At 50.1% G+C, this 14,531-nt stretch carries 10 protein-coding genes; 8 read left to right on the plus strand and 2 right to left on the minus strand.

Annotation, left to right across the window (positions count from 1 at the left end; genetic code table 11):
• The first annotated feature begins 93 nt into the window (after nt 1-93).
• The 5 genes from C7B65_RS01510 to C7B65_RS01530 all read left to right on the plus strand — a co-directional run bounded on the left by C7B65_RS01510 (nt 94) and on the right by C7B65_RS01530 (nt 10,187).
• Nucleotides 94-1,791, plus strand: coding sequence for a CHAT domain-containing protein (locus C7B65_RS01510; protein ID WP_073069133.1), 1,698 nt, complete (start codon nt 94-96; stop codon nt 1,789-1,791).
• Between the two features lie 115 nt (nt 1,792-1,906).
• Nucleotides 1,907-2,560 carry a hypothetical protein gene (locus C7B65_RS01515; protein ID WP_219898275.1) on the plus strand — a complete coding sequence of 218 codons (654 nt, stop codon included), beginning with the start codon at nt 1,907-1,909 and terminating at the stop codon, nt 2,558-2,560.
• A 240-nt stretch (nt 2,561-2,800) separates the two neighbouring features.
• On the plus strand, nt 2,801-6,160 hold the full coding sequence (locus C7B65_RS01520) for a HEAT repeat domain-containing protein (RefSeq protein ID WP_073069134.1): 3,360 nt from the start codon (nt 2,801-2,803) through the stop codon (nt 6,158-6,160).
• An 84-nt stretch (nt 6,161-6,244) separates the two neighbouring features.
• Nucleotides 6,245-9,271 (plus strand): excinuclease ABC subunit UvrA, encoded by a 3,027-nt coding sequence (uvrA, locus tag C7B65_RS01525; protein ID WP_083582615.1) that lies wholly within the window; start codon nt 6,245-6,247, stop codon nt 9,269-9,271.
• 61 nt (nt 9,272-9,332) lie between these two features.
• On the plus strand, nt 9,333-10,187 hold the full coding sequence (locus tag C7B65_RS01530; RefSeq protein WP_073069135.1) for an alpha/beta fold hydrolase: 855 nt from the start codon (nt 9,333-9,335) through the stop codon (nt 10,185-10,187).
• Between the two features lie 95 nt (nt 10,188-10,282).
• On the opposite strand, the gene C7B65_RS01535 is transcribed toward C7B65_RS01530, so the two are convergent.
• Nucleotides 10,283-10,612, minus strand: a complete 330-nt coding sequence (locus tag C7B65_RS01535; protein ID WP_073069136.1) for an STAS domain-containing protein — start codon at nt 10,610-10,612, stop codon at nt 10,283-10,285.
• A gap of 639 nt (nt 10,613-11,251) precedes the next feature.
• Here C7B65_RS01535 and C7B65_RS01540 point away from each other — a divergent pair.
• Nucleotides 11,252-11,401, plus strand: a complete 150-nt coding sequence (locus C7B65_RS01540) for a chlorophyll a/b-binding protein (RefSeq protein WP_073069137.1) — start codon at nt 11,252-11,254, stop codon at nt 11,399-11,401.
• A 249-nt stretch (nt 11,402-11,650) separates the two neighbouring features.
• Nucleotides 11,651-11,926, plus strand: coding sequence for a hypothetical protein (locus C7B65_RS01545; RefSeq protein ID WP_073069138.1), 276 nt, complete (start codon nt 11,651-11,653; stop codon nt 11,924-11,926).
• Nucleotides 11,927-11,946: 20 nt separating this feature from the next.
• On the opposite strand, the gene smpB is transcribed toward C7B65_RS01545, so the two are convergent.
• Nucleotides 11,947-12,414: an SsrA-binding protein SmpB gene (gene smpB, locus C7B65_RS01550; protein ID WP_073069139.1), complete on the minus strand. Its 468-nt coding sequence runs from the start codon at nt 12,412-12,414 to the stop codon at nt 11,947-11,949.
• 339 nt (nt 12,415-12,753) lie between these two features.
• Here smpB and C7B65_RS01555 point away from each other — a divergent pair, with 339 nt between their 5' ends.
• Nucleotides 12,754-14,343 (plus strand): ammonium transporter, encoded by a 1,590-nt coding sequence (locus tag C7B65_RS01555; RefSeq protein ID WP_219898277.1) that lies wholly within the window; start codon nt 12,754-12,756, stop codon nt 14,341-14,343.
• The last annotated feature ends 188 nt before the right edge of the window (nt 14,344-14,531 follow it).

Below are 14,531 nucleotides of genomic sequence, written 5' to 3' on the forward strand. Positions count from 1 at the left end.
AACTAATGAAACATTGGGTGTCATGGTTCGCTGTCTTCACGAAACGAGTGATTCAACTACCATTTAATAAGTTGGAATGGGTTGTGGTTGTGAATGGCTTTGTCTGAAATTCCTTGTTTAAGTCTGGCGATCGAACGGCTTCGGGCCACTGAGGCCAGTCACTTTGCGATTCATGTGATCGAGGCTCCCTATAAAGGTGGCTATGTTTTGCGTGACTGCATTTGGTCTGAGTCACTGATGCAAACCTGGCACGCCTGGAGAGAATTGTTTTCTGCCCGCAGCTTGCCGCCAGTGCCTCACGTTTCTGAAGTTAAGGTGCCATCACTGCCTGCGGCTGAAGCGATCGCTCCTTTGGGGCAGCCCGTCTCGCGCGGTGTCCGACTGATGCAGACTCTGGGGATTGATCTGTGGGCATGGTTACTGGGAGGGTCGATTCAGAGCAGTTTTGATCAGAGTCAGGGCATTGCGCTCGGACAAACCAAATCTCTGCGCCTGCGTCTCGATATTCGTGACCCCGATTTGATTGCGATTCCGTGGGAGATTATGCAGAGTCAGGCAGGTAGGCAAGCCATCTCTCTGAGTCAACAAGTTTTGTTTAGTCGCACCACCAGCGATGTCGATGCCCTGCCGCATCTGAGAACCGATCAGAGTTTGAATATTTTGCTCGTGTTGGGACAGGATGCCGCACCCGCGATTCCGTCTATCTCTGGGGGGCTGGAGGATGCACCTTCCGGGGCATTGCGCGATCGTCAGGCGTTGCTCAAAAAACTCAAGCTAGAGCAAGAAGCTTCTGCCCTGTCTCAAATCTTGCAAAATCCGGGAAAGTTGGGCGACCCTTCCGATCGCAACGCTTACCAATATGCGGCTTCCTGTCAGGTGGATGTTTTACTCCAACCTACTCCGGCGGATCTGATCGAGAAGCTAGAAACCGATCGCTACAACGTCCTATTCTACGCAGGGCATGGAGAACCTGCGCCCGATGGCGGCTTGCTCTTTCTGCGTCCTGATATGGCAATCAATGGCACAGAGTTGGCGCAAGTGCTGACGCGCTGTCGGGTGAAGCTGGCGGTGTTTAACTCTTGCTGGGGGGCACAACCTGATGAGCAAAACTATCAGGCGATTCCGCGCAGCAGTTTAGCTGAAGTGCTTTTGCATCACGGGGTTCCGGCGGTGTTAGCAATGCGGGAGCCCATTACTGATCAAGAGGCACTCAGTTTTATTCAAGCATTTGCCCAAGCGCTGGCAGATCGGATGCCGATCGACCAAGCTGTCGCCGTGGCAAGACAGCATCTCCTGACATTATTTAAGTTTAATCAGCAGGCTTGGACACTGCCCGTTCTTTATATGCACCCAGAATTTGACGGCGAGCTACTGAAGCCGTTGGATGAAGGAGCGACTCAGTTTCCGCCCAACCCTAGCCAGTTTGGACAACGATCGGCGATCGCGTCTCTGCGATCGTTGGTGACAACAAAAGTCTGGACGGTGCGCGGTGGGCTGATGCGCGTCGGGATGAGTGAGGATAATGACCTGGTTTTGCCAGGAGAACCGGGCATTTCTCGCAAACACGCTGAGATTTTTTATCGCAACGCTTCTCAAGATACGGGGCAACCCACCTACTTTTTACGTGACTTTTCTCGCTATGGCACCTGGGTTTTTACGGGTGGCGGGTGGCAAAAAGTTCATCACCAAGAGGTGTTGCTTCAGTCAGGTGTGCAGTTAAAATTTGGGGGATCGCAGAATTCTACGCTAGAATTTTTGATCACGGCTCCCGTAATGCCTGACTCGGCATAAACGCAGCCAAATCAATCACCCGATCGGGCTAATTTATTCATCGTTACGGAATTGGTAACGGGCAACTTGTAGATATCACCAACAGCAGTGACTCAGTGGATGCGGGTATTACAGTATGGCAAGTGAAGTAAATCGTTCTCGTTCGATCGTAGGTCTTCAAACCGAGCAAGACTTGGCAAATGCACTTCTTCAAACCGAAGATGTGACCCTACGGTGGAATCCGAACGAATCCATCGATACGGCTGAGATTGAGGTGGCAGAAACCCCCACCAGCAAAATATCCTATCCCTGGAATCCGAGCGATCCGAGCGCAGAGTCATTTCTTTCAGAACTCGAACGAGAATTTTCCTTAGATGACTGGGATGACGGTGAGATTGCTCAACGATCGCAGTCGTTCTTCAGCCATCTAGATGCCCGGTGGTCAGCAACAGACTTAAAGACTACCCTGGCTCAAAAATTTGTATCGGTGCCTCAGGCTCTATTGGCAGCAATTGCGCGGCAAGCTCAAAAAGTCGTTGAGACTTCTAATTCCCTCGCTGATCAGTTGATTGAGTGTGTTCAAGACGTTCTTCCTACCTGGGCAGAAGACGATCTGCAAGTGTTGGCGCGTCCTTTAGCCTATGCGATGCGAAGCGATGGGGCAGATGTGGTCGATGCGACGGTCAACAGTGTTCGGGCGATCGCCTGGAGTGATCTGTCCGAAACCGAACAAGCACGAATGAGTTTGGCGATCGCGCGGTATGCAATCGATCAGTTAGGCGAGCGCTAAAATTGCCAAAGATTTTTAAGGAATTCATCGCAGTTGTCTCCGTAGATTCCACACCTTGCCCATAGCTGTGTGAAGATTGCGAGATCAATCCGCCTCCTGGGGGAACACTGAGCCAATCAGGGCTGCGATCGAGACTAATCAACGGCATCGACAGAGTGATCTTGCGTCTGTAAATTCCATTTAATAGCTTGCCAGCAGTCCTGCAATGAGTACCCTTCATCCCCTTGCAGGCGTTTCGGCATGGCAACGCGCAACCGATCTTCGTTTTTTCTAGCGCTTCAGTTGAGTCTTCTGTGCTTTTCAGGGGTCGCAACCCCTCAAAAGGCGCGGGGGCAAAGCACCGCTGGACTCGCGGCTCAAATTCACAAACTCGCTAACAGCCCATCGTCTGACTCGGCGATCGCTACCCTCAAAAAGCAAGGCGCACCCGCGATCAAGACACTGATCTACGTCGTCAAAGACCGCAAAGAGCCGCCAAAAGTGCGATTGTTTGCGATCAGCGCGATCGGAGAAATGGGAACCGATGCAAAAGCGGCGGTTCCTGACCTGCGAAATGCCCTCAAAGATTCAGATGAGCAAGTGCGTCAGGCGGCGGCAAAAGCGCTGGGAAGCATCGGGGTCAATGCCAAAGCAGCCGTTCCCGATCTGATCAATGCCTTAAACGATCCTAGTAAATTGGTGCGAGTGCAAACCATCAATGCGCTTCCCAATTTAGGATCAGATGCAAAAACGGCGATCCCAGAACTGATTCCCGCTCTGTCAGATCCGTCTCAATTGGTGCGGCTCACTGCGATCGAAGCCCTGGCTCGATTTGGTCAAGACGCTAAACCTGTGGTGCAGCCCCTGGCTCAACTGCTGTCAGATCCCGATCGCCAAATTCGCGTAGCCACTGCAAGCACCCTGAGTAGAATCGGAGCCGATGCCAGTGCAGCCGTTCCAGAATTGACCAAGGCACTTGCCAACAGCGATCGCACCACACGCTTTTTGGCAGCAATGGCACTGGGTCAAATTGGCACCAACGCTAAATCGGCGGTTCCAGAATTGACGAAAGCACTGTCCGATCCCGAAAAAGATGTGCGATCGAAAGCCGCTTCTTCCCTGGGCAGAATTGAAGCTCAATCAGCCCTTTCAGAACTGGTTAAGACGCTCAAAGACGAAAATTTTGACGTGCGGTTAAGTTCAGCCAGCGCGATCGATCACATCTCAGGTAGTTTGCAAGACACAGCATCGTCTCTAACCACTAGCGAATTGGTATCGGCTTATGCCGCTCTAGAATCTGCCCAGCCGATCTTAGAACAATCCAAAAATGTTGACGTTTTAGCGTCGGTGCGACGATCGCTGAGTGTGCTCAAAACCCAAAAAGATTCACGGCTGTTTGAGCGCTTTTTTGAGTGGAGTCGCTCAAATCCGGCGATCGCAGGCGTGTTGCTCTACCTAGGGGCGATGCCGTCTCTCTGGGGTCTGCTGCTGCTGATTCGCCCTCTGTGGTTACTGAAACTCAACCATCTGCTCAAGCCCTATACCGATTTTGAGGTTCCCAGTCCTTTAGGCGGCAGCATCAAAGTGCCTCTACGATCCGTGTTGTTTTTGGCGATGTTTCACTACCATCCTCGCGTACTCGATGCGTGGGTCGCAGAACAGATTGAAGTCGCCCGTGAAGCTTTTATTCGTAAAAATACGGTGAGCGATTGTAAAGTTTATATTCCCATTCCCGTAGTACTCGATGGCAACACGATCGCAGAATTAGCGAGCCAAGATTTGCACTCAACCTTTTGGGATGGACGGCAATGTCTACTGATCTGGGGCGAAGGTGGCATCGGCAAAACCAGCTTGGCATGTAACCTAGCAAAATGGGCAATGGCAGACGATCGCGCCTCGCGTCTGTGTCGGCATCAGATGTTGCCTGTCTTGATCGAGCAAGAACTCGACTTTAAACTGCCCGCCGATAAACAACCGTTTCGCGAAGCGATTCGGGGGCAGTTGCAAGCGCTGATTGATGCTGCCGAACCGATTTCAGATGAGTTCTTAGAAAAATTGCTGAGACAGCGACGAATTTTAGTGATCGTCGATCGGCTTTCTGAACTCAGCGAAGCCACTCGCGAACAAATTCGTCCCGGACATCCTGACTTCCCGGCAAACGCGCTGATCGTCACGTCGCGAGTTGAAGAAACCCTAGACGAAGTGCCTAAAACGACGGTCAAACCGTTGCGGATTGAGGGCAATCGCCTTTCATCGTTCTTAGAGGCCTATCTGACTCAACGCAGCAAGCGCGAACTCTTCACCGACTCCGAATATTTTGATGCCTGTAGTCAACTTTCCAAACTGGTTGGTCAGCGTAATATTACCGTTCTGCTGGCAAAACTTTACGCCGAGCAGATGATCGCCAAAGAAGAAGGAATTAGCGAAGATAACCTGCCTGACAACATTCCAGACCTGATGCTGAGTTATCTCAACGAACTCAATCGCGATGCCGCAGAAGACGAGCCTGACAATTCCACCATTCACAAAGATGCTCAAATCATCGCCTGGGAGTGTTTGAGGCAGTCTTACCATCCCGCCCCGGCTAAACGAGAGGCAATTCTGGCAGAAATGGCAGCGCGATCGGGCGCAGAAAGTGAAGTTGTGAAAGCGCGGCTCAAACATTTAGAAAAGCGGCTGCGAATTGTGCAAGCGATCGGGCCTGCCCAAGATCAAATCTGCTTTGCCCTCGATCCGTTAGCCGAATGTTTGGCAGCGCTCTATCTGGTGGAGCTGTATCGCGATCAGAAAAAACTCTGGGAAGAGTGGCTGATTCAAGCCGATGCAATGCCCGGTGCCCCTGAGAGCATTCAAGGCTTTTTGCTGGCAATGAGAGACTGTTGCCTCACCCGCAGCGCCGAGATTAATGTGCCCGACATGGTTTTAGAAGAATTGGGCAAACGAGTCGGCTTGAGTGCAGAGACTCTCCGACGCACCCAGGTGGAACAGCGAATTCGTCGCCTTGCTCCTAGTTTGGCAAACGGTGATTTGCAAGTGCGGCTAGACGCTATCTGTGAGCTTGGAGAACTTGGCTCGGCTGCTAAAGCGGTTCTTCCGGCGCTGATTCGAGAGTTTCAAGCCCGTGATTGGCAGATTCGTCGCGAAGTTGCTAGAGCGATCGGACAGATTGGACCCGAAGCCCGCACCGCAATTCCGGCGCTAGTAGAGCGTCTAGGAGATGACGATCGCCGCGTCAGTGGAGAAGCGATCGCGAGTTTGGGCAAATTAGGAGTCGGGGCAGTTCCGGCTTTAATTGCAGCGCTAGAAGCCAAACCTGCTCACGTTCGCAGCACGGCGGCTTGGGTGCTTTCTAGCTTCAATCATTTTGCGCGATCGGCAGTTCCCGCTTTGACACACGCTCTCAAAGATGAAGATTGGCAAGTGAGATGGGTGGCTGCCTACGCCTTGGGCTGCATTGGGCCCGATGCCAAGTCTGCGATTCCCGCCCTGATCGAAGCCTTTAAAGGAGAATATGAACTGGTGAGCAAAGAAGCCAGTCGCACCCTGTGGCGGATTAGTGGGGAAGCTGAAACGATCGTGGCGGCTCTGGGCGAAATGAGCAATGGACGAGAAGACAATTAGTTCTGACCCCTAAATTTAGTACGCAGCAACTAGATTGCTAGCTGGAGCGATAGAATCATTAAGGACTATTTCATCGCGTCCTCAATGCCAAAGCGTGTCAGCAAATCTAACAGCCCCGACGTGAAGACTCTAAGTGACGACTTAGACTCGATCGCCAAACCCTCAAGCCCGGCATCCCTGAATACGATTCGGGTGCGAGGTGCCAGACAGCATAATTTAAAAAATATTGACATAGAGTTGCCTCGTGATCGTCTAATTGTCTTCACGGGCGTGTCGGGTTCTGGCAAGTCATCGCTGGCGTTTGACACCATTTTTGCAGAGGGGCAACGGCGCTATGTAGAATCGCTAAGTGCTTACGCGCGGCAATTTTTGGGACAGGTCGATAAACCTGATGTCGATGCGATCGAAGGACTCAGCCCCGCGATTTCGATCGATCAAAAGTCCACCTCTCACAACCCGCGATCGACCGTCGGCACTGTCACCGAAATCTACGACTATTTGCGACTGCTTTACGGACGCGCTGGAGAGCCGCACTGTCCTCACTGCGATCGTTCGATTACACCGCAAACCGTCGATCAGATGGTCGATCGCGTCATGGAATTGCTAGATCGGACTCGATTTCAAGTGTTGGCTCCAGTAGTGCGCGGCAAAAAAGGCACCCATCGCAAAACGATTTCTAGCCTCAGCGCTGAAGGATTTGTGCGAATTCGAGTCGATGGAGAAGTGCGAGAGTTAAGCGACTCGATCGAGCTAGACAAAAATCAACTGCACACGATCGAAATTGTGGTCGATCGGCTCGTCAAAAAAGAAGGCATTGAAGAACGCCTCGTCGATTCGCTCACAACCTGCTTAAAGCACTCCAACGGCATCGCCATCATCGACTTGATGAAAGAGGAACCGAGCAACGTCGTCGATATCAAATCACAACAAAGTCTCAAAGCGGCTGAAAAAGGAGGAGCCTATCAAACCGAGGAGCAAAAACCGGATCACCCTACCGAACTCGTCTTTTCAGAAAACTTCGCCTGTCCTGAACACGGCGCAGTCATGGAGGAGCTATCGCCGCGTCTGTTTTCGTTTAACTCACCTTATGGCGCGTGTCCCAACTGTCACGGCTTGGGCAGTCACCGCAAGTTCTCGCCCGATCTGGTGATCCCGAATCCGAAATTGCCTGTATATGCCGCGATCGCGCCTTGGTCAGACAAAGACAACACCTACTATCTGTCGCTGATTTGCAGCGTAGCAGATGCCTTTAAGTTTGACATTCAGACCCCGTGGGAAAAACTCGCCCCTGAGCATCAGCAGGTCTTGCTGCACGGCTCTAAAGACCCAATTTGGATCGAGGCAGACTCTCGCTATCGAGAAAGCAAAGGCTATAACCGCCGCTATGAAGGGGCTTTGCCACTATTAGAACGGCAATATCAAGAAAGTTCTTCTGACCTCTATAAGCAAAAGTTAGAACAATATTTGATCGATCAGCCTTGCGACGACTGTCAGGGCAAACGACTTAAGCCAGAAGCCATTGCCGTGCGGCTCGGACAGTTTCGGATCACTGATTTAACGAGCGTTTCGATTCGTGACTGTCTGCATCGAGTCAACAGTTTAAAGTTGACCGATCGTCAAGCTCAGATCGGTGATCTCGTGCTGCGAGAAATCAAAGCGCGGCTGCAATTCCTGCTCGATGTGGGATTGGACTATTTGACGATCGATCGTACTGCCATGACGCTCTCAGGCGGCGAAGCGCAACGCATTCGTCTGGCTACTCAAATCGGCGCAGGGTTAACTGGGGTACTCTACGTTCTAGACGAACCCAGTATCGGGCTGCACCAGCGTGATAACACTCGTCTGCTCAACACACTCACCAAACTGCGCGATCTGGGCAACACGCTGATCGTGGTCGAACACGATGAAGAAACGATTCGAGCGGCTGATTATTTGGTGGATATTGGCCCCGGTGCGGGCGTTCACGGTGGACGAATTGTGTCTCAGGGCGACTTAGAAACGCTGCTTAACACTGAAGAATCGTTGACTGGAGCCTACCTATCTAAACGGAAAAGCATTCATACACCTGCCGATCGCCGAGAAGGAAACGGGCGATCGCTGAAGATTCGCAGTGCTGCCCGCAATAACTTAAAAGATATTGATGTCGATATTCCGCTAGGTAAGCTGGTTTCTATTACGGGGGTTTCGGGTTCTGGTAAATCGACGCTGATCAATGAGCTACTCTATCCCGCGATTCAGCATCACTTTGGGCAAAAAATTCCGCAGCCGAGAGAGATGCAGCCCGTCGAAGGGCTAAACGGACTCGATAAAGCGATCGTGATTGACCAATCCCCGATCGGGCGCACTCCGCGATCAAATCCTGCGACCTACACGGGCGTTTTTGACGTGATTCGAGATATTTTTACCGGGACGATCGAGGCAAAAGCCAGAGGCTATAAACCGGGACAGTTTTCGTTTAACGTCAAAGGCGGACGCTGTGAAGCTTGCAGTGGTCAGGGCGTGAACGTGATTGAGATGAACTTCTTGCCCGATGTCTATGTGCAGTGCGAGGTCTGCAAAGGGGCAAGATATAACCGAGACACCTTGCAAGTCAAGTTTAAAAGCAAGTCGATCGCTGATGTTTTAGCGATGACCGTCGAAGAAGCGGCAGAGTTCTTTAAAAACATTCCGCAAGCGTCGGCTCGGCTGCAAACCTTAGCCGATGTTGGTTTAGGCTATATGCGACTCGGACAAACTGCCCCAACGCTCTCTGGCGGCGAAGCTCAACGAGTCAAACTGGCAACCGAACTCTCTCGCCGCGCTACGGGCAAAACCCTCTACCTGATTGACGAGCCGACGACAGGTTTATCGTTCTACGACGTTCACAAACTGCTAGACGTGGTGCAACGGCTAGTAGACAAAGGCAACTCTGTGCTTGTGATTGAACACAACATGGATGTGATTCGCTGCTCAGACTGGATTATTGATCTAGGCCCTGAAGGCGGCAATTTGGGCGGCGAAATTGTGGCGATCGGCACCCCTGAAGAGGTGGCAAAAAATCCCGCTTCCTACACAGGGCAATATCTCAAACATGTTTTAGAGCAGTATCCTGTGACTCCAGTTATGGCTTAAGACGGGGGAGCTAATTGGGATTAGTCGCTAAACTTCATCTAGTCCCTATTACGCACTTCTCATGGAAGAAACTTGGCAACACGAGTGCATTCACACCAATGGCATTAACTTGCATTATGTGACCCAGGGTGAAGGGCCACTAATGCTGATGCTGCATGGATTTCCTGAATTTTGGTATTCCTGGCGCAAGCAGATTCCCGAATTTGCCAAAGATCACAAAGTGGTTGCGATCGACCTCCGCGGCTACAACGACAGCGACAAACCTGCCGACAAAGAAGCCTATGTGATGGCTGAGTTTGTAGCAGATGTGAAAGGCGTGATTGAGGAATTGGGATACGATCGCTGCGTTCTAGTCGGGCATGATTGGGGCGGCGCGATCGCTTGGAACTTTGCCTACGCCTATCCCAATCTGGTCGAAAAACTGATCATTCTCAACTTGCCCCATCCCGCAAAGTTTGCCGAAGGGCTTCGCACACCTCAGCAGTTGCTTCGCAGTTCCTATATGTTTTTGTTTCAGCTTCCGATCGTGCCAGAAGTGCTGATTCAACTCGGTGACTACAAGGCTCTAGAATCTGCATTTTTAGGAATGGCAGTCAATAAAGCCGCTTTTACTCAACAAGATATTGATGCCTATAAGGATGCGTTTGCCAAGCGCGGCGCATTGACAGCAGCCCTCAACTATTACCGCAATATCTTCAAGCAAGGGCTGACAAGCCAAGACTGGAGCGTGTTAGACGTTCCGACTCTAATGATTTGGGGCGAAAGTGACACCGCTCTAGGTAAAGAATTGACCTACGGCACAGAAGCTTACGTACGAGACTTTCAGATCAAATACATTCCCAACTGTAGCCACTGGGTGCAACAAGAACAGCCACAGCTCGTCAATCAATACATCCGCGAGTTTTTGTCAAAATAGACTGCGGTAAAAGGGCACGGCATCTCGTGCCCCTACCGTACGGACATGGCACTGCCGTGTCCGTATGCAGATCTATCACATTCACAAATACTCTGTTATGCAGCTAGAGCGATCGCAGGGCTGTCTGTCTCCTCAGATCTGGGGAGAACCTCAAAAACCTCATTCATTCCGGTCAGTTCCAATAGCATTCTGACCTGCTCACTCACCGAGCAGAGAAAGAGTCGCTTGTTTGCCTCACGGACTCGCTTATAACTCATTACTAAAGCCATCAATCCGGGGCTGCTCGTGAATTCTACTCGGCTAAAATCGATTAGCACGACATCAGCATCCGCCTGAAGCGCCAACTCGGTTTGGTGATGGAATTGAGCGATCGAGCCATCGTCGATCGATGCAGGAAACTTGATAGTTCTCGTTAAAAAATCCATACAGTGCCACCTAATTATTGTGTTAAACTTTACAAAACTAAATACCTTGTCCCTTTACTGGTGGCAGGTCTGATGCCGCGAAGTATAGAGAAGATAACTGAGAGCCTTATTAGAAACCTTCGCAGATTTCGGAATGGAAGTCTGATAAGTAGCTAACAAAACGTCAACAAAACTTGTTCTTAAACCACGATTAACAACTGATATTCACAATACTAGGTTGCTTTTTATGAATGATTCATCTATCTAGAGAAAGAAGATTTTTGGTGTATAAAGACACGATTGAAGGTCATAATTCGTGTAGGTAAACGCTTTTCTTCCAGAGTTCAATGCTGCTAACATTCCGGCTCATCAAGCCCCTCAATCAAGATATGTTCTTGTTGGTCGGGGCGAGATCCACTCGTCGCAACTAACAAATACAAAACACCTTAACAGTTTGTATTTTAAGTTACCTTTTATTTCTCTACTTTCTACCCTGAATAAACCAACGGCTTTGGTGATTATGAAGTAAGCATATTTAAAACTCAGAATTAGTGATCTTTTCCCTGTTAGGAATTGGTTTAAGATTACCTCTGTACATAGACAGCAACTCTAAAAAAGGTAACTAACATTCAAGATATAAAGCGTTCTAGGAACTTAACAATGGAAACGCGCTCTAGTACTGACTTACCCCCCGTCTCTACTGAATACAACGGCAAAGACCGCAATGCGTTTCTGTTTGGCTGGATTCCTCAAACTGAACTCTGGAACGGACGGCTTGCCATGATTGGATTTCTGGCTTATTTGGTCTAGGATCTTGCTGGTCACAGTGTCGTTCGTGATGACGTGCTGCATCTAGTTAGCTGCTCACCTCACTAGGTCGAGAGACTTCACGATCGCACCTCTTCCCAACTAGAGGCGGCTTCAACCATTCACGCCAGCTAAAAAATAAGAGGTGAAGGGGCGACTTATCAAGGTAAGTCGTCTCCTTGTTTTGGGTAGCTCCATCAAGCTGAGGAAATGTCAGAATGGTGACACTGGCTAGAGCTGAAGAGGTTTATCATGCAAAGTCTGCTTGCGATCGCTGTGTTTGTGATGTTGACAGGTGGAGTTATTTTTGGTGTCTCCCGCTATCGCCACCCAGCCAAATCAGAGCAACCTACAGAACTGCAAGACTCCACCGCTACCGCCCCACCTGCGATCGCAGCGATGCTGGTTTCCGATCAGGCAACAGTACATTCAGAACCAGAATTTAAACCATCGGCGATCGCAGACCCTTGGGAGATCGACTCGACTCCTACGATCGCTGCATTAACTGAAGAAGGAATGCCTGACTGAAAAATCTCGTGTTACCCGCATTAGTAGTTCTTCAACGCCCGCTGCATGTCTCGCTGATCGTCACGCTTCTTGATATCTTCTCGCTTGTCGTAGAGCTTTTTGCCTCGCGCCAACCCGATATCGACCTTTACCCAGCCCCGCTTCATATACATCTTGAGCGGCACCAGCGTTAAGCCTTGCTGCTCTACTCTGCCAAGCAACTTGCGGATCTCTGCCCGATGCAGTAAAAGCTTGCGAGTCCGACGGGGATCGTGGTTAAAAAACTGGCTAGCGGTTCGATGCGGAGAAATATGGACGTTGAGCAGCATCACCTCTCCATCTCGAATCAAGGCAAAGCCATCTCTGAGGTTGACCTTGCCTTCTCGAATCGATTTGACCTCGGTTCCGACTAACTCAATGCCAGCTTCATAGGTTTCCAGAATCTCGTACTGGAAGCGCGCATGGCGGTTGTCGCTAACAATTTTGAAACTTTCACTCTTTTCACTCATTTTTTTATCTTAAACCGTCAAATCATAAAAAAAATGCCCCCGGAGGTCAGTGGAGGCATTACTTAAGGAGTGATGAAGCAGAGATAGTACAAGAATACTGCTAAAAGCGAATTTGTCAACTTATTTCTAGCGCGAATGAAGCAGCCCGATCTTAGTCTCTCAAACAATCGTAGTCTCTCAAACAATTGGGAAAAGCCAATGATCAGTCTTCAAAATCGTAATCATGTAGACCAAAAACTGTAACAAGCAAGACAAATTAGAACCTGGAAGTCCTTCAGTATTTGATTCATTCTGAAAAACTTTCTTATTCGTCCGTCCACTCACCTACAGAACCTTGTCATGATGCACCGAGCAACGCTCAAAAAAGTTCAGCCTGCCCTGAAGCAACGTCAATTATTCAGTCGATCTTCTAAATGGTTCTCTCCAAGTTGGTATGCCAAACGTTTGACACCCAGTTGGCAAGCTTGCATTCCACTCGCACTGACGATCGTGCTGGGGTGGAGCTATGCAGGAATGACTCAAACCCCCCCGACGTTAGAAAGTGTCTCTCAGGCAACCGCCGAGTTGAAAGTTGGCATCGATACTATGTGGGTGATGATCGCCGCAATGCTAGTGTTCTTCATGAATGCTGGTTTTTGTATGCTCGAAACGGGGATGTGTCGCCAGAAAAACGCAGTCAATGTGCTGTCAAAAAACCTGGTTGTCTTTGCGCTCTCAACGGTTGCGTTTTGGGCACTCGGCTTTGGGCTAATGTTTAGCAACAGCAATAACTTTTTGGGGGTCAGTGGCGGATTTTTTCTTTCAGGGGCAGACAATAGTCCGGCGATCGGAGATGCCTATCAGGGCATTTTCTCGGCCCTCAATTGGACGGGCGTTCCGCTCGGTGCAAAGTTTTTCTTTCAGCTAGTGTTTGCCGGAACAGCAGCCACGATCGTGTCAGGTGCGGTTGCAGAGCGCATCAAATTCTTTGACTTTTTGATCTTCAGTCTGCTGCTAGTCGGCATCGCTTACCCAATCACCGGGCACTGGATCTGGGGCGGCGGTTGGCTGGCAGATGCAGGATTTTATGACTTTGCAGGCTCGACGGTCGTTCATGCGGTCGGTGGCTGGGCTGCCCTGATGGGAGCCGCCTTTCTCGGGCCCAGAATCGGCAAATATAACGCCGATGGCTCTGCGAATGCATTGCCTGCTCACAACATGAGCATTGCGACGCTGGGGGCGCTGATTTTGTGGTTGGGCTGGTTTGGCTTTAACCCTGGCTCCACAATGGGCGTAGGCAACGGCTCACTGATTGCTCACATTGCGTTGACTACCAACACCGCTGGCGCATTTGGGGCGCTGGCTGCCACCATCACTGCCTGGGTAGTTTTGGGTAAGCCTGACCTCTCAATGATCATCAATGGATTGTTGGCAGGGTTGGTTGCGATTACGGCTTCCTGTGCCTTTGTCAGTGTCACCTCAGCGGCGATTATTGGCACGATCGGCGGCATTTTAGTTGTGTTTGCAGTGGGCTTTTTTGACAAAATACACATCGACGATCCGGTTGGGGCGGTGTCTGTTCACCTGGTTAATGGGGTTTGGGGCACCTTGGCGCTTGGTTTGTTTAGTCAAGCAGGACAGTTTGGGGCAGCACCCGCACCCGCAGCAGGGCTATTGTTTGGCGGGGGAATTAGTCAGCTTTGGCTACAGGTTTTAGGGACAATTTCTGTGGGCGGGGCTACCGTTCTGCTGTCTAGCATTTTCTGGCTCGCTCTCAAGTCAACATTAGGAATTCGCGTCAGTGCTGAAGAAGAGTTTGAGGGTTTAGACATTTCAGAACACGGCATGGAAGCTTATGCGGGTTTTGTGAAGGAAGCTTCAGGACTTTCGTCTAGTGGAACCAGTGGCGTAACTAGCGGTATCTCAAGTGCAACTAACCCATATCCATAAGGTTTCTCTTTCAGATTAAAAGGAGGGAGGTTGAGGCACGATCGGGCTTTAACCTCCCTCCTTTTTTTGGCTGATTCAAAATTTTACTTAAATGGGCAAACCATAAAATTTCTCAATTAAACTCATGCTTTCGTAGCAACAAAGAATGCAACAGTCAATTAATAAAAATAAAAAGGTATTCCGCTATA

Source organism: Phormidesmis priestleyi ULC007, from assembly GCF_003003695.1.
In the GTDB taxonomy this organism is placed as follows: domain Bacteria; phylum Cyanobacteriota; class Cyanobacteriia; order Leptolyngbyales; family Leptolyngbyaceae; genus Phormidesmis_A; species Phormidesmis_A priestleyi_A.

Bases quoted from the DNA above. Each gene is read 5' to 3' on its own strand.
- C7B65_RS01530 (WP_073069135.1), top strand. From the start codon at position 9,333: ATGGAAGAAACTTGGCAACACGAGTGCATTCACACCAATGGCATTAAC.
- C7B65_RS01515 (WP_219898275.1), top strand. From the start codon at position 1,907: ATGGCAAGTGAAGTAAATCGTTCTCGTTCGATCGTAGGTCTTCAAACC.
- C7B65_RS01520 (WP_073069134.1), top strand. From the start codon at position 2,801: ATGGCAACGCGCAACCGATCTTCGTTTTTTCTAGCGCTTCAGTTGAGT.
- C7B65_RS01540 (WP_073069137.1), top strand. From the start codon at position 11,252: ATGGAAACGCGCTCTAGTACTGACTTACCCCCCGTCTCTACTGAATAC.
- uvrA (WP_083582615.1), top strand. From the start codon at position 6,245: ATGCCAAAGCGTGTCAGCAAATCTAACAGCCCCGACGTGAAGACTCTA.
- smpB (WP_073069139.1), bottom strand. From the start codon at position 12,414: ATGAGTGAAAAGAGTGAAAGTTTCAAAATTGTTAGCGACAACCGCCAT.
- C7B65_RS01555 (WP_219898277.1), top strand. From the start codon at position 12,754: ATGATGCACCGAGCAACGCTCAAAAAAGTTCAGCCTGCCCTGAAGCAA.
- C7B65_RS01535 (WP_073069136.1), bottom strand. From the start codon at position 10,612: ATGGATTTTTTAACGAGAACTATCAAGTTTCCTGCATCGATCGACGAT.
- C7B65_RS01545 (WP_073069138.1), top strand. From the start codon at position 11,651: ATGCAAAGTCTGCTTGCGATCGCTGTGTTTGTGATGTTGACAGGTGGA.
- C7B65_RS01510 (WP_073069133.1), top strand. From the start codon at position 94: ATGGCTTTGTCTGAAATTCCTTGTTTAAGTCTGGCGATCGAACGGCTT.